This is a genomic window from uncultured Amaricoccus sp. (genome assembly GCF_937891315.1).
Taxonomy (GTDB): domain Bacteria; phylum Pseudomonadota; class Alphaproteobacteria; order Rhodobacterales; family Rhodobacteraceae; genus Amaricoccus.
This window is the reverse complement of the sequence record NZ_CALAGI010000070.1, coordinates 1-17,875: the sequence shown is the minus strand read 5'-3', so window position 1 is coordinate 17,875 and position 17,875 is coordinate 1. Positions and strand designations below refer to the sequence as shown.

19 protein-coding genes are annotated in these 17,875 nt (G+C 67.3%); 14 read left to right on the top strand and 5 right to left on the bottom strand.

The features are described from left to right. Positions 1–163 precede the first annotated feature (163 nt). Positions 164–688: a hypothetical protein gene (locus Q0480_RS06320; protein WP_299131542.1), complete on the bottom strand. Its 525-nt coding sequence runs from the start codon at positions 686–688 to the stop codon at positions 164–166. Positions 689–1,028: 340 nt separating this feature from the next. Next, entirely contained in the window at positions 1,029–1,376 is a 348-nt protein-coding gene (locus tag Q0480_RS06315; protein WP_299131541.1) for a hypothetical protein, read from the bottom strand. 144 nt (positions 1,377–1,520) lie between these two features. Here Q0480_RS06315 and Q0480_RS06310 point away from each other — a divergent pair, with 144 nt between their 5' ends. From Q0480_RS06310 to lexA, 6 genes are all read left to right on the top strand, one after another. Beyond that, positions 1,521–2,102: an aminodeoxychorismate/anthranilate synthase component II gene (locus tag Q0480_RS06310; RefSeq protein WP_299131540.1), complete on the top strand. Its 582-nt coding sequence runs from the start codon at positions 1,521–1,523 to the stop codon at positions 2,100–2,102. After that, positions 2,099–3,133, top strand: coding sequence for an anthranilate phosphoribosyltransferase (gene trpD / locus Q0480_RS06305; protein ID WP_299131539.1), 1,035 nt, complete (start codon positions 2,099–2,101; stop codon positions 3,131–3,133). The genes Q0480_RS06310 and trpD overlap by 4 nt, the downstream gene beginning before the upstream one ends. Beyond that, the gene (gene trpC, locus Q0480_RS06300) at positions 3,130–3,939 is read left to right on the top strand and encodes an indole-3-glycerol phosphate synthase TrpC (RefSeq protein ID WP_299131538.1); all 810 of its coding nucleotides are present in this window, start codon (positions 3,130–3,132) and stop codon (positions 3,937–3,939) included. The genes trpD and trpC overlap by 4 nt, the downstream gene beginning before the upstream one ends. After that, positions 3,939–4,418, top strand: coding sequence for a cyclic pyranopterin monophosphate synthase MoaC (gene moaC / locus Q0480_RS06295; protein WP_299131537.1), 480 nt, complete (start codon positions 3,939–3,941; stop codon positions 4,416–4,418). Before trpC ends, moaC begins: the two co-directional genes overlap by 1 nt. A 42-nt stretch (positions 4,419–4,460) precedes the next feature. Continuing rightward, entirely contained in the window at positions 4,461–5,657 is a 1,197-nt protein-coding gene (gene glp / locus Q0480_RS06290; RefSeq protein ID WP_299131536.1) for a gephyrin-like molybdotransferase Glp, read from the top strand. A gap of 90 nt (positions 5,658–5,747) precedes the next feature. Continuing rightward, positions 5,748–6,437 (top strand): transcriptional repressor LexA, encoded by a 690-nt coding sequence (gene lexA / locus Q0480_RS06285; protein ID WP_299131535.1) that lies wholly within the window; start codon positions 5,748–5,750, stop codon positions 6,435–6,437. Between the two features lie 188 nt (positions 6,438–6,625). Here lexA and Q0480_RS06280 read toward each other — a convergent pair whose 3' ends face one another. Continuing rightward, positions 6,626–8,116: a carboxypeptidase M32 gene (locus Q0480_RS06280; RefSeq protein ID WP_299131534.1), complete on the bottom strand. Its 1,491-nt coding sequence runs from the start codon at positions 8,114–8,116 to the stop codon at positions 6,626–6,628. A 153-nt stretch (positions 8,117–8,269) separates the two neighbouring features. Further along, entirely contained in the window at positions 8,270–9,289 is a 1,020-nt protein-coding gene (locus tag Q0480_RS06275) for a LacI family transcriptional regulator (RefSeq protein WP_299131533.1), read from the bottom strand. Between the two features lie 330 nt (positions 9,290–9,619). Between Q0480_RS06275 and Q0480_RS06270 the strand changes: the two genes are divergently transcribed. The 6 genes from Q0480_RS06270 (at position 9,620) to Q0480_RS06245 (ending at position 15,776) form a co-directional block, all read left to right on the top strand. Beyond that, the gene (locus tag Q0480_RS06270) at positions 9,620–10,852 is read left to right on the top strand and encodes an ABC transporter substrate-binding protein (RefSeq protein ID WP_299131532.1); all 1,233 of its coding nucleotides are present in this window, start codon (positions 9,620–9,622) and stop codon (positions 10,850–10,852) included. 62 nt (positions 10,853–10,914) lie between these two features. Continuing rightward, positions 10,915–11,805: a carbohydrate ABC transporter permease gene (locus Q0480_RS06265; RefSeq protein ID WP_299131531.1), complete on the top strand. Its 891-nt coding sequence runs from the start codon at positions 10,915–10,917 to the stop codon at positions 11,803–11,805. Then, complete coding sequence (locus Q0480_RS06260) at positions 11,798–12,721, top strand: carbohydrate ABC transporter permease (RefSeq protein ID WP_299131530.1); 924 nt, start codon at positions 11,798–11,800, stop codon at positions 12,719–12,721. The genes Q0480_RS06265 and Q0480_RS06260 overlap by 8 nt, the downstream gene beginning before the upstream one ends. Before the next feature lie 2 nt (positions 12,722–12,723). Continuing rightward, a complete protein-coding gene (gene ugpC, locus Q0480_RS06255) occupies positions 12,724–13,812 on the top strand; it encodes a sn-glycerol-3-phosphate ABC transporter ATP-binding protein UgpC (RefSeq protein WP_299131529.1) in 1,089 nt (362 codons plus the stop codon). A gap of 43 nt (positions 13,813–13,855) precedes the next feature. Continuing rightward, on the top strand, positions 13,856–14,611 hold the full coding sequence (locus Q0480_RS06250; RefSeq protein ID WP_299131528.1) for a sugar phosphate isomerase/epimerase: 756 nt from the start codon (positions 13,856–13,858) through the stop codon (positions 14,609–14,611). Between the two features lie 22 nt (positions 14,612–14,633). Then, entirely contained in the window at positions 14,634–15,776 is a 1,143-nt protein-coding gene (locus Q0480_RS06245; protein ID WP_299131527.1) for a Gfo/Idh/MocA family oxidoreductase, read from the top strand. Between the two features lie 123 nt (positions 15,777–15,899). Here the strand turns inward: Q0480_RS06245 and Q0480_RS06240 are convergent, their stop codons facing one another. Further along, the gene (locus Q0480_RS06240) at positions 15,900–16,310 is read right to left on the bottom strand and encodes a phage holin family protein (RefSeq protein WP_299131526.1); all 411 of its coding nucleotides are present in this window, start codon (positions 16,308–16,310) and stop codon (positions 15,900–15,902) included. 171 nt (positions 16,311–16,481) lie between these two features. Here Q0480_RS06240 and Q0480_RS06235 point away from each other — a divergent pair, with 171 nt between their 5' ends. Both Q0480_RS06235 and Q0480_RS06230 read left to right on the top strand, forming a co-directional pair. Next, positions 16,482–16,799 carry a family 43 glycosylhydrolase gene (locus tag Q0480_RS06235; RefSeq protein ID WP_299131525.1) on the top strand — a complete coding sequence of 106 codons (318 nt, stop codon included), beginning with the start codon at positions 16,482–16,484 and terminating at the stop codon, positions 16,797–16,799. Next, positions 16,799–17,875: glycoside hydrolase family 3 N-terminal domain-containing protein (locus Q0480_RS06230; protein ID WP_299131524.1), on the top strand; the 1,077-nt coding region annotated here is incomplete at its 3' end. The genes Q0480_RS06235 and Q0480_RS06230, both read left to right, overlap by 1 nt.

Genomic DNA, 17,875 nt, shown 5'->3' with positions numbered 1-17,875 from the left:
GTACGGGCCACCGCCACCACCCGGACGGTCCGCGCCATGCGACGAACCGCCCGGGCCATCATGGATATTCGGCAAATGTCGGCCGGGGCAACCGGGCCCCGGACAATCAAGCTGACGTTGAGCCCAGACGGTCCCGGGTGTCGCCAGAAGGAACAGGAGAACCTTAACGACGACTTTCACGGATATCCTCCCTCATACCGAGCAAGATCCGGGCTTCCCACTTTCGCCATTCCGAAATTGCCGGCAAATCAGCGAGTCGCTTCGCGGATTGCTCCTCATCCCATTCAATGAACTTGTTTAGATCGTCACAACATTTCTCTTGAAAGTAGAAAACAGAAACCGAGAGCGCTCTATACAATTCATCTTTGCTGCTATTCCTCTCCTTGACAAAATCCAGCTTCCTTATAACTTCATCCTCGTCCAGCACTCGATCCGCTTCTAGTTCCGCAATCTGGATAAGCCTTCGCCAACAAATTATGTAGCACCCCATAATTGATGAGATTTTTTCCGCATGCTCGATCCGCTTTTCAGTTTTTTTCTTTGAGTAGGAATACTCCTCAAAAGCAATGGGCAATACCACCTTGGCAAAGTATCCACCCACGACCGCTAGGAAAATCGCCGGAAGCCATTGGGTGATCGAGATATAGGCGATCGACCCGGGCTCGATACGTTCGATCAGCGCCGACACGGGCGATCCTATCGAATATTTCGATTTAATTCAGTAACTTGCGATTGAGCACGCCCGACTTCACATCGCAGGAACGTTAGCAGGTTCTCGTATTTCGATCAAGAACGGAGCGGCCTTTGTCGTCCCGCGACATCCAAATCAGCCGGGGCGCGCTTTCCAATGCTCGCCCATTCCGATCAGGCCTCGGCCATCCGCCCGAAACCTTCTCCATCTTAACCTTTCGCCGAAAACATGCATACGGTTTTCATATGCTTCGCATACGGATTTCATACGCGAAAAACGCAAGCCTTTCAGTCGGTTCGACGGGTTTTCATCGCGATGCTCGACGCGACGCCGAACCTTAACGCGGCACCAGCGACGGCGACCCGGAGGGCGCGTCCCGGAAGAAATCGGGCGCCGCGGCCGGCGCGAAGGGCGACGGTTCGGCCGCCGGGCGGGTGGCGATCAGCGGCGCGCGCGCGGGGTCGGGAAGCACACCGCCCGCCCCGGGTGCGCGCGGCCTGACGATCGCCGACGGCGCGCCCGGAACATCCGGCGCCGCGCCGCCCCCGGCGGGAACGTCCGGCGCGAGATAGCGCGTTGGCGGAAAGAGATAGGCGAGCAGCAGCGCGACGAGCGCCGAGACGAGGATGCCGGCGACCAGCCCCTTCCAGAATCCGGCCCCGCGCGGGCGCGTCCCGATCCGCACTGCGAAATCCTTGTCCCCGTCCGCCGGGTGCCTCTTGACCCCGTCGGACCACAAGGGCCATGTATAACGCGCACGTGAACAGCCGCCCAGCCCCAAAGACCCGGTCAGAAGCCCTCGCCAGAAGCCCTTGGAAAGACCCCTGAAATGTTGCTGCTGATCGACAACTACGACAGCTTCACCTACAACCTCTACCACTATCTGGGGGTTCTCGGCGCCGAGGTGACGGTTCGGCGCAACGACGAGCTGGACACCGCCGCCGCCATGGCGCTGCGGCCTGATGCCATCCTGCTTTCGCCCGGTCCCTGCGACCCGGACCAGGCCGGCGTCTGCCTGCCGCTGATCGCCGCCGCCGCCGAGACCCGCACGCCGCTGATCGGCGTCTGCCTCGGCCATCAGGCCATCGGCCAGGCCTTCGGCGGCGAGGTGGTGCGCGCCGGCGAGATCGTGCATGGCAAGCTCGGCAGCATCCGGCACACCGGCAAGGGCCTCTTCGCCGGCCTGCCATCGCCGTTCAATGCCACGCGATATCATAGCCTTATCGTCGATCGGCCCAGCCTGCCCGACTGCCTCGAGGTCACGGCCGAACTCGCCGACGGCACGATCATGGGCCTCGCGCACCGCGCCCTCCCGATCCACGGCGTACAGTTCCACCCGGAATCGATCGCCTCCGAACACGGCCACGCCCTGCTGCGAAACTTCCTCGACCTCGCCCGCGTGCCGGCATGAGTGACCGGTTGAGGCCGCTGATCGCGCGCGCCGCCGAGGGGCCGCTGACACGCCAGCAGGCGGAAACCGCCTTCGCCGCGATCATGGAGGGGGACGCCACCCCGGCGCAGATCGGCGGCTTTCTGATGGCCCTGCGGACCAGGGGCGAGACCGTCGCGGAATTCGCCGCCGCGGCGGCCGTGATGCGCGCCAAATGCCTGCGCGTGCAGGCGCCGGAGGGCGCGGTCGATATCGTCGGCACCGGCGGTGACGGCAAGGGCACACTCAACATCTCGACCGCCGCCGCCTTCGTCGTGGCCGGAGCCGGGGTGGTGGTGGCCAAGCATGGCAACCGCAACCTTTCCTCGAAATCCGGCGCGGCCGACGCTCTGACCGAGCTCGGCGTCCATGTGATGGTCGGCCCCGAGGTGGTGGAGCGCGCGCTGCGCGAGGCCGGGATCGGCTTCATGATGGCGCCGATGCATCATCCGGCGATGCGTCATGTCATGCCCGCCCGCGCCGAGCTCGGCACCCGCACGATCTTCAATATCCTCGGGCCGTTGACCAATCCCGCCGCCGTGCGCCGGCAGCTGACCGGCGCCTATTCGCGGGCCGTGATCCGCCCCATGGCCGAGACGCTGCGCGAACTCGGCTCGGACCGCGCCTGGCTCGTGCATGGCGCGGACGGCACCGACGAGATCTCGATCGCCGGCGAGACGCATGTCGTCGAGCTCCGGGATGGCAAGATCACCGAATTTACCGTGCGCCCCGAGGACGCGGGCCTGTCCACGCGTCCCTTCGCCGAGATCGCCGGCGGCGCGCCGAGCGAGAACGCCGCCGCGCTGCGTGCCCTGCTCGGCGGCGCGGCGTCGGCCTACCGCGACGCGGTGCTGCTTAACGCCGCGGCGGCGCTGGTGGTGGCCGAGCGGGCCGAGGATCTGCCTTCCGGGGTGGCGCTGGCCCGGAAGAGCATCGATTCCGGCGCCGCCCGGGCCAAGGCCGAGCATCTGGCCGCCCTTACCACCGCGGCGGACGAAGGGCGGGCGAAATGAGCATCCTGGACGAGATCAAGGCCTACAAGCTGGTCGATGTCGCGACGCGCAAGGAAGCCCATCCCCTGTCCGAGATCGAGGCGCTGGCGCGGAGCGCGGGGCCGGTGCGGCCCTTCGCCGACGCGCTGACCGCGCAGATCTCGACCGGCGGCTATGGCCTGATCGCCGAGATCAAGAAGGCGAGCCCGTCCAAGGGCCTGATCCGCGCCGACTTCGATCCCGCCGCGCTGGCCGTGGCCTATGAGAAGGGCGGCGCCGCCTGTCTCAGCGTGCTGACCGACGGGCCGAGCTTTCAGGGCGACGACAGCTATATCGGCATGGCGCGCGCCGCCTCCGGCCTGCCGGTCCTGCGCAAGGACTTCATCTACGATCCCTATCAGGTCGTGGAATCCCGCGCGCTCGGCGCCGATTGCGTGCTGATCATCCTTGCGACCGTGTCGGACAGCCAGGCCGCCGAGATCGAGGACGCCGCGATCGCCTGGGGCATGGACACGCTGATCGAGACCCACGACGCCGAGGAAATCGACCGGGCGAAGCTGCTGAAATCATCGCTCGTCGGCATCAACAACCGCGATCTGCGCACCTTCGAGACCGATATCACGGTAACGCGCAAACTGGCGCGCGGCGTCCCGGCCGACCGCCTGATCATCTCGGAATCCGGCCTTGGCAACCGCAAGGATCTGGCGCAGCTGGCGAGCTTCGGGGTGCGCTGCTTCCTGATCGGCGAGACGCTGATGCGCGAGGAAAACGTCGAGGCCGCGACCCGCGAGCTGCTCCGCGGCCCCTGGACGCCGGAAGCCGGCTGATGTCTTCCGGAACGCGGCTGACGCATTTCGACGCGACCGGCGCGGCGAGTATGGTCGATGTCTCGGAAAAGCCCGCCACCCCGCGGGAGGCGGTGGCGCGTGGTTGGGTCGAGATGGCTCCCGCGACGCTGACGCTGCTCGGCGATGGCGGCGCGGCCAAGGGCGACGTGCTTGGCGTCGCGCGCCTCGCCGGCATCATGGCGGCCAAGCGCACCGCCGACCTGATCCCGCTCTGCCACCCGCTGGCGCTGACCAAGGTCGGCGTCGATCTCACTCCCGGCGAAGGTCGGGTCGAGATCGAGGCGCGGGTCCGCACCACCGGCCCGACCGGCGTCGAGATGGAGGCATTGACCGCCGTCTCGGTGGCGGCGTTGACCGTCTATGACATGCTGAAGGCGGTCGATCGCGGCATGGTGATCGGTGGCATCCGGGTGGTGTTGAAGGACGGCGGCGCGTCGGGGCGCCATGTCTCGCCATGATCGCTTTTTGTGAATGACCGTTTTTCCCGGACGAATCCCACGATGACCGACCTTCTCAGCGTCACCGACGCGCATGCGCGGCTGATCGCGCTCTTCGCCCCGCTCGATATCGAGGAAGTACCCCTGGCGGCGGCGGCGGGACGCGTCCTCGCCCGTGACGTGGTGGCGACGCGGGCGCAGCCGCCCTTCGCCGCCTCGGCGATGGACGGCTATGCGATCCAGTGGGCCGATCTGGTGCAAGGCGCGCGGCTCGCGGTCGTCGGCGCGGCCCATGCCGGTGCGCGTTTCGAGGGCCAGGTCGAACCCGGCGAGGCCGTTCGCATCCTGACCGGCGCGCCGGTCCCCGAGGGCGCCGATACCGTGCTGATCCAGGAGGATGTCGAGCGCGACGGCGACTGGATTCTCGTGCGCGCGGCGTCCGACCGGGGCCCGAACATCCGCGCCGCCGCCGCCGATTTCGCCGCCGGGGCGTGCCTCGCCGCGCCGCTTCGGATCGGCCCGGCCGAAATGGCGCTGCTCGCCGCGATGAATGCCGGGCGGGTCGCGACGCGGCGGCGTCCCGTGGTCGCGCTGATCCCGACTGGGGACGAACTGGTGACGCCGGGCGAGGAGCCGGGGCCTGACCAGATCGTCTGCTCCACCAGCTACGGGCTGAAGGCGATGCTCGACGCGGCGGGCGCCGAGGCGCGGATCCTGCCGATCGCCCGTGACACCGCCAGGAGCCTGACCGCCGCCTTCGACCTCGCCGAGGGCGCCGACCTCATCGTGACGCTCGGCGGCGCCTCGGTCGGCGACCTCGACCTCGTGCGCGCGACGGCGCTGGCCGAGGGGCTGGCGCTCGAATTCCACCGAATAGCCATGCGGCCCGGCAAGCCGCTGATGGCCGGTCGGTTGCGCGGCACGCCGCTGGTCGGCCTGCCGGGCAACCCCGTCTCCGCGATGATCTGTGGCCATCTGTTCCTCGTTCCGGCCGTCGCGGCGATGCTTGGCCTACCGGCCGGCTTGCCGCCGCTTCTGCGCGGCCGTCTCGACACGGCGCTGACGCCGAACGGTCCCCGAGCGCATTTCATGCGCGCCCGTGTCACCGAGGAAGCCGACGGCCGGCGCTGTCACGTGCTCGCCCGGCAGGACAGTTCGCTCCTGACCGAGCTCGCCGCCGCCAACGCGCTGGTCATGCGCCCTCCCGGCGACCCCGCGCGACGGATTGGCGACACGGTTGAATTTTCCTGGTTTAGCTAAACCCATGATTGCATTGCCGGAATAAACCTTGACACAAAACATGAACGTTACTAGAACATAGCCCAGCGGTACCGATCGGGAGCCCGGGAAATGCTGACGCGCAAGCAATATGACCTGTTGCATTTCATTCACAATCGGCTCCAGAAGGATGGCGTCCCCCCCTCGTTCGACGAGATGAAGGAAGCGCTGGATCTGCGCTCCAAATCCGGGATCCATCGGCTCATCACCGCGCTGGAGGAGCGGGGCTTCATCCGCCGCCTCGCGCATCGTGCCCGCGCGATCGAGATTGTGAAACTGCCTGAAACGCTGGAAAGCGGCGGCGCCGGCTTCCAGCCAGCCGTGATCGACGGCGGCCGACCGGAACGTCCCGCCGCCGCGCTGCATGTCGAGGTCGGCTCGATCGAGCTGCCTGTGATGGGCCGGATCGCCGCCGGCACCCCGATCGAGGCGATCCAGCAGGTTTCGCGCAACATCGCCGTGCCCGCCTCGATGCTGGCGAGCAGCGGCCGGCACTATGCGCTGGAGGTGAAGGGCGACTCGATGATCGAGGCCGGGATCAACAGCGGCGACATCGTCGTGATCCAGGAGCAGTCGACCGCGAACAACGGCGACATCGTCGTCGCCCTGATCGAGGGCGAGGAGGCAACGCTGAAGACCTTCCGCCGCCGAGGCACCACCGTCGCGCTCGAAGCCGCGAACCCGGCCTACGAGACCCGCCTCTACCAGGACCATCAGGTCCGCGTTCAGGGCAAGCTCGTCGGACTGATCCGCACTTATTGACCCCGCGCGACCTGTGACGAGCGATCGCGGTCGGCGGGTACTATCCCTCCTTGGCCGGTGGGGGCCGGCTTCGGGCTGGCCAGTCACTCGCCGCCCCGCCGGCATCGCCTAAATACACGCGTGATCGTACCGGCCCGGTCGAGTCCGGACCTGGCCCAAGTCACGGCGGATCGCCGGGAAACCGGTCGTCAAAGCCGGTAGAGCGCCCCGTACTTGCGTTCCAGATATTCGAGAAGCGCGGCCTCGGTTGGCTCATGGCCGCAAGCCTCGGCGATCAGCGCCCGGGGGGCGAGGAGGCGGCCCTTGCGGTGGATATTCTCGCGCAGCCAATCGATCGCGGGGCGAAGCTCCCCGATCGCCAGCAGTTCATCGAGATCGGGAACCGCCCGGCCAAGCGCGACGTGCAATTCCGCCGAATAGATATTGCCCAGCGAATAGGTCGGAAAATAGCCGAACAGGCCCGCCGACCAATGCACGTCCTGCAGCACACCGAGCCGGGGGGCCGGCACCTCCAGCCCGAAATCAGCGAGGAACCGGTCGTTCCAGGCCATTTCGAGATCGCCGACCTCCAGGTCCCCGGCGACCAGCGCCCGCTCGAGATCGAAGCGCAGCATCACATGCAGGTTGTAGTGCACCTCGTCCGCCTCGGTGCGGATGAAGCCGGTTTCGACCGCGTTCACCGCCGCGTAGAGCGATTCCGGCATATCGACGCCGGTCGCGCCGAATTGCGCGCCGAGCGCCAGCACCAGCCATTCGCAGAACGCCCGGCTGCGGCCGAGTTGATTCTCGAACAGCCGCGACTGGCTTTCGTGCACCCCCATCGATGCGGCCATGCCGGCCGGCAGCATCGCCTGCTCCGGGTCGAGGCCCTGCTCGTAAAGCGCGTGGCCGAGCTCATGCACGGTCGAATAGACGCATTCGCGCGGATCGCCCTCGTTGACCCGCGTGGTGATCCGCACGTCGCCGTTCGAGCCGGAGGAGGAGGGATGCGTCGCGAGGTCGAGCCTCCCGGCGTCCCAATCATAGCCGAAGACATCGCCAAGCCGCCGCGCCAGCGCGACCTGACCCGCCTTGCCGAAACCACCGACAAACCGCGGCATGCTCCAGCCCGATTCGGCGATGCGTTCGCGCAGGCTGGTCAGGCCAGGGCGCAGACGACCGAAGATCAGCGCCAGCTCCTCGCTGGTCATCCCGGGCTCGAAATCGGCGAGGAGCGCGTCATACGCGCTCTGGCCCGACTCGGCGAGACAGGCCGCCTCAGCCCGCTTCAGCGCCACGATCCGGCCGAGGATCGGCGCGAAATCGGCATATGTGCCCGCCGCCCGCGCCATCTGCCAGACCGAGAACGCCTCCGCCGTCACCCGCGCGAGATCGGCCGCGAGGGTGACGGGCAAGCGCGTCGCGCGGCGGTGGATGCGCGCCGCCTCCGCGACATTGACCGCCGCCGCCGGATCGAGATCGGCCGATGCCAGCTCGGCGATCCAGTCCGCCAGCGCCGGCGCCCCGGCGAGCGCGTGCCGGGCGGAGGCCACCGCCGCGTTCTGCTCGGCGCGCTGCGCGGCGCCCTTGATCGGCATCTGGGTTTCCTGATCCCACATCAGCAGGCCCGACACCTGGTCGAGCGCGGCGATGCCGCGCAGATGGGCCGTCAACTCGGCGTAGGGGGTCGGCCCCGACATCTCAGCCTCCTTGGCGCGCCGCCGACGCACGGAGGGCCGCGCGTGCGCGGCTCGACCGACGCCCGGCGACCGGACTCTCCCGGAACCCTCTGGAACCGCTCGCCGTTCCTTAAAGGCCACGCGGTCGCGCCGCAACCTGCCGTGACCGATTTGTCACGAACTTGGCACGTCGACGAACCGCAGGCTTTCCGCCGGGGCGCCCTCGATGGCGCGGACCACCGTCTCGGCCAATCCGAGGCCGGCGGCGTGGAAATCCTCGTGCACCACCTCGATCTCGCCGCGGAAGCGCCGCATGAGGTTGAAGGATTCCTTGACCACCACGTCGAAGTCGCGGCCGATGATGAGGCCCGCGTCCTCGGCGGCGGAGATCGCCGCGATCGCCGCCGAGGCGCTGCCGCAGACGAGGCCGTCGGGGCGGCGGCGCGCGGTCATCAGCCGGCCGACCTCGACGGTGATCGCCTCTGGCGGGCTGTCGAGGGTGACGCCATGCATCGGGATCTCGACGAGATCGTGCCGCTCGATGGCCTCGACGAACCCGGCCGTCATGTGCCGCGCGAAGGTGAGATGCGCCGGCGGCGGCAGGAGCGCCAGCCGCTCACGGCCCCGCGCCCGCAGACGCTCGACAGCGATCCGGGCATAGGCGGCGTTGTCGAAGTCGAAATAGGGATGGACGATATCCATCTCGGTACGGCCATGGCTGGCGAAGGGAAAGCCGCGGGCGTGAAGATAGCGCACCCGCGCGTCCTCGGGTTCGGTCCGCGAGAAGACGATGCCGTCGGCCGAGCCCGTCTCGACGATGTAGCGCACCGGCTCCAGCGGATCGCTGCGCCGGCTGTAGGGCGTCACGATCAGGTGGTAGGGCGAACCTGCGAGATATTCCGTGAGGCCGGAGACCACCTGCGCGGTAAGGCCCAGAACTTCGGTCTCGACCGACAGGATCAGGCTGATGACATTGGTCTTGCCGGTTCGGAGCCGCACTCCGGCGCGGTTCGGCCGATAGCCGATTTGTTTCGCCACCAGCCGCACACGGTTCTTGGTGGCCTGACCGATGTCGGGCGCGTCATTCAGCGCGCGCGACACCGTCGTCACCCCGAGTCCGGTGATATAGGCGATGGTCTTCAGCGTCGGGCGCGGCCCCGGCTCGACAAGGATATCCCGCTCGACCTTGTCCAACCCGCTCTCCCTGCCAGCCGCCGGGCGCGAACGCGGGCGGCGCCCCATCTGTCCTGGCTCTTCTTGCGCGAATTTACTGCAACGTTACAGTGTTTTCAAGTTCCGCGCGATTCCGCCGACCGCGGGCAGGCCGGAGCGAGTCGAGCTGGGCGGCGGCCCCGAATGCAGGCGGTGTTCTTCCTTGTTAATTATCAATATATATAACTAATTGCTCGCCTGGAAACCCGCGACGCGGGATGCGACTGGCGGCACAGGATTCGCTCGTTGCCTTTCTCGGTTGCCACAGCTACCATCAATCTACAACGATATAGAAAAATGGGGGGAATCTTCATGAGAATCCGGACCTCGGCCGCCGCCCTGGCGGCAACCGTCGCATTGCCGTTCGGCGCGGCCCAGGCGACCGACCTCGAAGTCACCCACTGGTGGACTTCGGGAGGAGAGGCGGCGGCGGTCGCCGAATTCGCCAAGGCTTTCGACGCCACCGGCAACAAGTGGGTGGACGGCGCCATCGCCGGCGCGGGCGACACCGCGCGGCCGATCATGGTCAGCCGCATCACCGGTGGCGACCCGATGGGCGCCACCCAGTTCAACCATGGCCGCCAGGCCGAGGAACTGGTCGCCTCGGGCCTGATGCGCGACCTCGACTCGGTGGCCGAGGCCGAACACTGGCGGGACGTTGTCAACCCGCCGTCCCTACTCGATTCCTGCACGCTCGACGGGCATATCTACTGCATCCCGGTCAATATCCACTCGTGGCAGTGGCTCTGGCTCTCCAACCAGGCCTTCGCCGACGCCGGCGTTCCGGTCCCGTCGAACTGGACCGAGTTCGTCACCGCCGCGCCGGCGCTGGAGAAGGCGGGCAAGGTGGCACTCGCCGTGGGCCAGCAGTCGTGGCAGATGTCAGGCGTCTTCAACCAGCTGCTGCTCGGCCTCGGCGGCAAGGATCTCTATCTCGCCGTCTACGACCAGAAGGACGCCGAAATCGCCGGCGGCGCCGACGTGGCGAAGATCTTCGCCGCCCTCGGCGACGCCCGCGCCATCTCCAAGGGCTCGAACGTGCAGAACTGGAACGAGGCCACCGCCATGGTGATCTCGGGCAAGGCCGGCGGCCAGATCATGGGCGACTGGGCGCAGGGCGAGTTCCAGGTCGCCGGCAAGACCGCCGGCACCGACTATGCCTGCCTGCCGGGCCTCGGCGAGGCCCAGTTCATCACCACCGGCGGCGACGCCTTCTATTTCCCCAAGCTCGAAGACCCGGAGAAGTCCAAGGCGCAGGAAGTGCTGGCCGAGGTCATGCTCTCGCCGGAAACCCAGGTCGCCTTCAACCTGAAGAAAGGCTCGCTGCCGGTCCGCGGCGACATCGACCTGTCGGCGGCCAACGACTGCATGAAGAAGGGGCTTGAGATCCTCAAGGCCGGCAATGTGCTGAAAAGCACCGACGAACTCATCAGCCCCGACACTACCACCCAGATCAACGACCTCATGAGCGAGTTCTTCTCCAGCACCATGACGCCGGCCGACGCGCAGACGCGCTTCGCGGCGCTGATCGAGAGCGCCGACTGACCCGAACCGGCCGGCCCCGCCGCGGGGACGGTCCTTCTCCGACGAAATTTGGGGGTGACGCGATGCCGCGACAGCGGCCGATCCGGGTTTTCAGGAATTTGAGCGCGAAGATCGCCTCGATCCCGATGGTGGTGACTTCGGTCTGCGTCTTCCTCGGCGGCACGCTCTGGACCGTCCTCTACTCCTTCACCAACTCCAAGCTGCTACCCCGCCTCGAATTCGTCGGACTGGACCAGTATCGCCGTCTCTGGTCGACCCCGCGCTGGATCGTCTCGATCGAGAACCTCGCCTTCTACGCGGTCCTGACCCTCGTCTTTTCCTTCGTCGTCGGTTTCGTCCTCGCCGCGCTGCTTGACCAGAAGATCCGGTTCGAGAATACCTTCCGCTCGATCTTCCTCTATCCCTTCGCCCTTTCCTTCATCGTCACCGGCCTCGTCTGGCAGTGGGTCCTGAACCCCGATTTCGGCATCCAGAACGTCCTCCGCGGACTTGGCTGGACCGGCTTCACCTTCGACCCGCTCTACAACGCCAATCTGGTAATGTTCGGCATCGTCATCGCCGGTCTCTGGCAAGGCACGGGCCTCATCATGTGCCTGATGCTCGCGGGCCTGCGCGGCATAGACGAGGACATCTGGAAGGCGACGCGCGTCGACGGCATCCCGACCTGGAAGACCTACCTCTTCGTCGTCATCCCGATGATGCGCCCGGTCTTCATCACCACGCTCGTCATCGTGATGTCGGGTATCGTCAAGCTCTACGACCTCGTCGTCGCCATGACCGGCGGCGGTCCCGGCAACGCCTCCGAGGTGCCGGCGAAATACGTCTACGAATTCATGTTCCGCGCTCAGAACCTCGGCCAGGGTTTCGCCGCCTCGACGATGATGCTCGTCACCGTGGCGATCATCATCATCCCCTGGGCCTTTCTCGAATTCGGGGGCAAGCGTCGTGGCTGACCCAATCCTCTCCGCCACGCCCCCCGCCGCCACGCACGTCGGGCCGCGCGGCGCCCGCCCGAAGCCCGCCCTGTCCCGGCGCAACATCATGCTCTACGGCACGCTGGTCGTGGTGGCGCTCTACTACCTGCTGCCGCTCTATGTGATGGTGGTGACTTCGCTAAAGGGCATGCCGGAGATCCGTCTCGGCAACATCTTCTCACCGCCGATGGAGATCACCTTTCAGCCGTGGGTGAAAGCCTGGGCCGAGGCCTGCACCGGCCTCAATTGCGACGGGCTCAGCCGCGGCTTCTGGAACTCCGTGCGCATCACCGTGCCTTCGGTCGTGCTGTCGATCGCCATCGCCAGCGTGAACGGCTATGCGCTGGCCAACTGGCGCTTCAGGGGCGCGAACACGTTCTTCGCCATCCTGATCTTCGGCGCCTTCATCCCCTATCAGGTGATGCTGTACCCGCTCGTCATCATGCTGCGCGAGATCGGTCTCTACGGCTCGCTGACCGGCCTCGTCATCGTCCATACCATCTTCGGAATGCCGATCCTAACGCTGCTTTTCCGCAACTACTTCAGCTCAGTCCCGGAGGAGTTGTTCAAGGCGGCGCGCGTCGACGGCGCCGGCTTCTGGGGGATCTATTTCAAGATCATGCTGCCGATGGCGCTGCCGATCTTCGTCGTCGCGATCATCCTGCAAGTCACCGGCATCTGGAACGACTTCCTGTTCGGCGTCGTCTACACCAAGCCGGGCACCTATCCGATGACGGTTCAACTCAACAACATCGTCAACTCGGTGCAGGGCGTGAAGGAATACAACGTCAACATGGCCGCGACCATCATCACCGGCCTGGTGCCGCTCTTCATCTACTTCGTCTCAGGCAGGTTCTTCGTGCGCGGTATCGCGGCCGGCGCCGTAAAGGGGTGACAATGAACATCATGACCACGTCGCCCAGCGTCGCCATTCGCGACCTCCGCCTGTCGTACGGCGCGCTCGACATCCTGGCGAAGCTCAACCTCGACATCGCCGAGGGCGAGTTCATCGTCCTGCTCGGTCCCTCGGGCTGCGGCAAGTCCACGCTGCTCAACTGCATCGCCGGCCTCCTCGACATCACCGACGGCCAGATCTGGATCAAGGGCAAAAACGTCACCTGGGAGGAGCCCAAGGACCGCGGCATCGGCATGGTCTTCCAGTCCTACGCTCTTTACCCGCGGATGACCGTGCGCGGGAACCTCTCCTTTGGCCTGAAGAACGCCGGACTACCGAAGGCCGAGATCGACCAACGCATCGCCCGCGCCGCCGGGATCCTTCAGATCGAGCCCCTCCTCGACCGCAAGCCCGCCGCCCTCTCCGGCGGCCAGCGCCAGCGCGTCGCCATCGGCCGCGCGCTCGTCCGCGATGTCGACGTCTTCCTCTTCGACGAGCCGCTCTCCAACCTCGACGCCAAGCTCCGCTCCGAGCTCCGCGTCGAGATCAAGCGCCTGCACCAGCGGCTCGCCAACACGATGATCTACGTCACCCACGACCAGATCGAGGCCCTGACCCTCGCCGACCGCGTCGCGGTGATGCGCGGCGGCTACATCCAGCAGCTCGCCGACCCGAAGACCATCTACAACAAGCCCTCGAACCTCTTCGTCGCCGGCTTCATCGGCTCCCCCGCCATGACGATGCTGAAGGGTCGCGGCGTCGAGGGCTGGGCCGTCGCACTGGATGGTGGCGTCACCATACCCCTCGCGGGCTACGACGGCGGTCTGCCAGCCCCGGGCCGCGAGGTGATCCTCGGCATCCGCCCCGAGCATGTCATCATCCATGCCGACCGGTCGGCCGGCACCCCCGCCGTCATCGACATCGACGAGCCAATGGGTTCCGACAGCCTGCTCTGGCTGAGCCTCGCCGGCCAGCCGCTCTCGGCCCGCGCCACCGCCGACCACGGCTTCGCCCGCGGCCAGCCGGTCAGCGTCACCTTCGACATCACCAAGGCCTCGCTCTTCGACCGCGAGACCGAACAGCGCCTCTGACCCATGCTCGACCTCTCACCGCCTGACACCGGAGACCCCCGCGATGCCCGACTTTTCCTACCAGCTCTACAGCTCGCGCAACTTCCCGCCGCTCTCCGACACGCTGGCGATGCTGTCGCGCGCGGGCTACAAGTCCGTCGAAGGCTATGGCGCGCTCTATGCCGACGCCGACAAGATCCGGGAACTGAAGGCCAATCTCGGATCGACCAACCTCACCATGCCGACCGGTCATTTCTCCATCGACATGCTGGAGCAGGACATACCCGGTGTGCTCGCGATCGCCGAGGCGCTCGGCGTCGAGACCATCTACTGCCCCTATCTCCCGCCGGACCAGCGCCCGACCACCGGCGCGGGCTATGCCGAACTCGGCCAGCGCCTCGCCGCGGCCGGCCAGCCCTATCGCGACGCCGGCCTCGGCTTCGGCTGGCACAACCACGATTTCGAGCTCCAGCCGCTCGCCGACGGGACCATTCCGCTGGTCGCGATCTTCGAGGGCGGCCCCGACCTCGAATGGGAGGCCGATATCGCCTGGGTGGTCAAGGGCGGCGGCGATCCGCTGCGCTGGATCGCCGCGCTCGGCGACCGGATCACCTCGGTGCACATGAAGGACATCGCCGCGCCGGGCGAGAACACCGACGAAGACGGATGGGCCGATCTCGGCCAGGGCACGGTTGACTGGAAGAGGCTGATGGCCGCGCTGACCAAGACGCCAGTCAAGCATTTCGTCCTGGAGCACGACAATCCCAAGGATGACGCGCGCTTCGCCGAGCGCTCGATCGCCTGCGCCAAGACCCTCTGACACGACTTTCCCGGAGACCAACATGACCCGCGCGCTCGGCATCGGCATCATCGGCTGCGGCAATATCTCGGCCACCTATTTCAAGCTCGCACCGCTCTTCCGCGGTCTGGAAGTACGCGCCTGCGCCGACGTGAACCCGGCGGCGGCCAAGGCTCGCGCACGCGAATTCGGGGTGAAGCCGCAGACCGCGGACGCGCTGCTCGACAATCCCGACATCGACATGGTGATCAACCTCACCGTGCCGGACGCGCATTTCGCGGTGACGAAAGCCGGGCTCGAGGCCGGCAAGCATGTCTATTCCGAAAAGCCGCTGGCGCTGACCATCGAGCAGGGGCTGGAGCTCCGCGCGATTGCCGGGCGCGTCGGCCGCCGCGTCGGCTGCGCGCCCGACACCTTCCTCGGCGGCGCGCATCAGCGGGCCCGCGCGTTGATCGACGAGGGCGCGATCGGCACCGTCACCTCCGGTACCGCCCACGTGATGAGCCACGGCATGGAGCACTGGCATCCGAACCCGGATTTCTTCTTCCTGCCGGGCGGCGGGCCGATGTTCGATCTCGGCCCCTACTATATCGCCGATCTCATCAACCTCATCGGCCCGGTGAAGCGCGTCGCCGCCCTCACCTCCTCGGCGACGCCGACCCGCGCCATCCTGACCGAAGGCCCGCGCCAGGGCGAGGCGATCCCGGTCAGGACGCCGACCAATATCCACGCTCTCCTGCTGTTCCATTCCGGTGCCACCATCACGCTGTCGAGCAGTTGGGATGTCTGGGCGCACCGCCACGGCCCGATCGAGCTCTACGGCACCGAAGGCTCGCTCTTCGTGCCCGATCCGAACTGGTTCGGCGGCACGGTCGAGATCGCCGGACGCGACGGCGTGATCGCCGAGGCCAGCCCCTGGGACCATCCGTTCGGTGTCCCGAACGATCATCGGCCGAACGGCGACTTCGCCAACTACCGGACCGCCGGACTCGCCGACATGGCACAGGCGATCCTGCAAGGCCGCGATGCCCGCTGCGCGCTCGACCGCGCCCTGCATGGTGTCGATGTGATGCGCGCGGTCCTGCGTTCGGGCGAAACCGGCGAGTTCGTCGACATGATCACCATCTGCGAGCGCCCGGCGCCCCTCGACCCCGACGAGGCCCGCGCCCTGCTCATTCAGCGGTGACGGCGGCCGGTCCCGGGCACCTAGAGCAATGTCCAACCGGACGGAATCGTCCGGTGGTCAAGACATCGCGCAAATTCAAGACTCTGGAGCGGGCGACCCGGTGCAACCGGGTCGGTTTCCGCTCTAACGGGACGGCGGCAGCATCGGGCCGGAGTCGCGCCGGGCCAGCACCTTCTTGAAGATGACGAGCGGCAGGACGAGGGTTGCGATGACCGAGAACAGCCATACCACCAGCGTCGCGATCACCCAGGTCGTGGCTCCGGTGATGGCGAGTCCGCTGGTCAGCCAGGTCGTCACCAACAGGCTGACAAATGTCGTCACCAGCGCTATGCCGCCGGTCAGCGCCCGGGCATGGCGAAAGGACAACTTGAAGATGAAGGGTCCCAGGATGATCTTCGCGGCCGTGAACACCGCCACCGCGACGAAAAAGCCCGAGACGCTGAGCACCACCCCGGACAGCAGCCAGGCCGCCACGATCAGCCCGATGGCGCTCGCCGCCAGTTCCACCACAGTCAACGCCAAGAACCGAACCATCGCGCGCCTCCCCGCCGCCGCGACCCTACGCATCCCATCCCACGCTGGCAAGCCGTGCGCGCCCGGCGCGCGCCGACGTGTCGAGGCGCGAGGACGGGCGGGGAAATCCGGCGCGAGAGCCCGTTTTCCTTGTGAGGCCGGAGCCAGCTTCGGCGAAGCCGGTGGAATGACATGATCCGCGACCCGATCCTCAGGGGCTTCAATTCCGACCCGTCGATCTGCCGGGTCGGAAGCGACTACGACATCGCGACCTCGACCTTCGAATGGTATCCCGGGGTTCAGATCCACCATTCGCGCGATCTGGTGAACTGGCGCCCGGTCACCCGCCCGCTGACCCGCGCCTCCCGACTCGACCTCCGCGGCGAGCCCGACGACCGCGGGGTCTGGACGCCGTGCCTCTCCCACGCCGACGGCCGGTTCTGGCTGATCTACACCGACGTGAATCGCTTTGACGGCGATTTCACCGGCTTCACCTGTCGCCCGCTCTGATGCGGCGCCGGACCTTCCTCGGCCTGCTCGCCGCCGGCGCCGGCCTGACGCGGATCGCGCCCGCGGCCGACACCGCGTTGCTCGTCGCCGAGATGACGCTGGAGGAAAAGCTCGGCCAGCTTGCCATGCTGTCGGCCGACTATGCCGTCACCGGCCCGACGGTGGCCGGCGACGTCTCGGGCGAACTGCGCGCGGGCCGCGTCGGCAGCCTCTTCAATCTTTGGGGCCGCGAGGCGATCCGCGCGGCGCAGAGGATCGCGGTCGAGGAGACCCGGCTCGGCATTCCGCTCTTCTTCGCGCTCGACATCCTGCATGGCTTTCGCACCATCTTCCCGATCCCGCTGGCCGAGGCCGCCGCCTTCGACCCCGCGCTCTGGGAGGAGACCGCCCGCGCCGCCGCGGTGGAGGCCATCGCCGCCGGCGTCGATCTCACCTTCGCGCCGATGCTCGACGTCGCTCGCGATCCACGCTGGGGCCGGATCGCCGAAGGCCCGGGTGAGGATCCTTGCGTCGCCGACCGTTTCGCCACCGCCAAGGTGCGCGGATACCAAGGCTCCGGCCTCGCCGCCACGCCGAAACATTTCGCGGCCTACGGCGCCAGCGCCGCCGGCCGCGACTACGCCGCGGTCGATATCTCCGAGCGCGCCCTCGCGGAAATCTACCTGCCGCCATTCCGCGCGGCGATCGATGCCGGCGCTCTGGCGCTGATGCCCGCCTTCACCGACCTCGCGGGTGTGCCGCTGACGGCGAACCGGGCGCTGCTCACCGACACCTTGCGCACCGACTGGGGCTTCGACGGCGTGGTGATCAGCGACTACAACGCCATCGCCGAACTGACGCGGCACGGTGTCGCCGCCGATACCGCCGAGGCGGCGACGCTGGCCCTCCGGGCCGGGGTCGATATCGACATGATGTCGCGTGCCTATCGCGACGGCCTGCCGGTGGCGCTCGACCGCGGGTTGGTGACGCTGGCCGAGATCGACACCGCCGTCGCCCGCGTCCTCACACTGAAGGCACGACTCGGGCTCTTCGCCGACCCCTTCCGCCGCGCCGGGCCGGTGGAGCCGGCCCCGCCG

Excerpts from the sequence above, each read along its gene's own strand:
- Q0480_RS06310 (WP_299131540.1), top strand. The coding sequence starts at position 1,521 with ATGTTGCTGCTGATCGACAACTACGACAGCTTCACCTACAACCTCTAC.
- trpD (WP_299131539.1), top strand. The coding sequence starts at position 2,099 with ATGAGTGACCGGTTGAGGCCGCTGATCGCGCGCGCCGCCGAGGGGCCG.
- Q0480_RS06245 (WP_299131527.1), top strand. The coding sequence starts at position 14,634 with ATGACCCGCGCGCTCGGCATCGGCATCATCGGCTGCGGCAATATCTCG.
- Q0480_RS06240 (WP_299131526.1), bottom strand. The coding sequence starts at position 16,310 with ATGGTTCGGTTCTTGGCGTTGACTGTGGTGGAACTGGCGGCGAGCGCC.
- Q0480_RS06250 (WP_299131528.1), top strand. The coding sequence starts at position 13,856 with ATGCCCGACTTTTCCTACCAGCTCTACAGCTCGCGCAACTTCCCGCCG.
- Q0480_RS06280 (WP_299131534.1), bottom strand. The coding sequence starts at position 8,116 with ATGTCGGGGCCGACCCCCTACGCCGAGTTGACGGCCCATCTGCGCGGC.
- Q0480_RS06235 (WP_299131525.1), top strand. The coding sequence starts at position 16,482 with ATGATCCGCGACCCGATCCTCAGGGGCTTCAATTCCGACCCGTCGATC.
- Q0480_RS06270 (WP_299131532.1), top strand. The coding sequence starts at position 9,620 with ATGAGAATCCGGACCTCGGCCGCCGCCCTGGCGGCAACCGTCGCATTG.
- moaC (WP_299131537.1), top strand. The coding sequence starts at position 3,939 with ATGTCTTCCGGAACGCGGCTGACGCATTTCGACGCGACCGGCGCGGCG.
- glp (WP_299131536.1), top strand. The coding sequence starts at position 4,461 with ATGACCGACCTTCTCAGCGTCACCGACGCGCATGCGCGGCTGATCGCG.
- Q0480_RS06265 (WP_299131531.1), top strand. The coding sequence starts at position 10,915 with ATGCCGCGACAGCGGCCGATCCGGGTTTTCAGGAATTTGAGCGCGAAG.
- ugpC (WP_299131529.1), top strand. The coding sequence starts at position 12,724 with ATGAACATCATGACCACGTCGCCCAGCGTCGCCATTCGCGACCTCCGC.
- trpC (WP_299131538.1), top strand. The coding sequence starts at position 3,130 with ATGAGCATCCTGGACGAGATCAAGGCCTACAAGCTGGTCGATGTCGCG.
- lexA (WP_299131535.1), top strand. The coding sequence starts at position 5,748 with ATGCTGACGCGCAAGCAATATGACCTGTTGCATTTCATTCACAATCGG.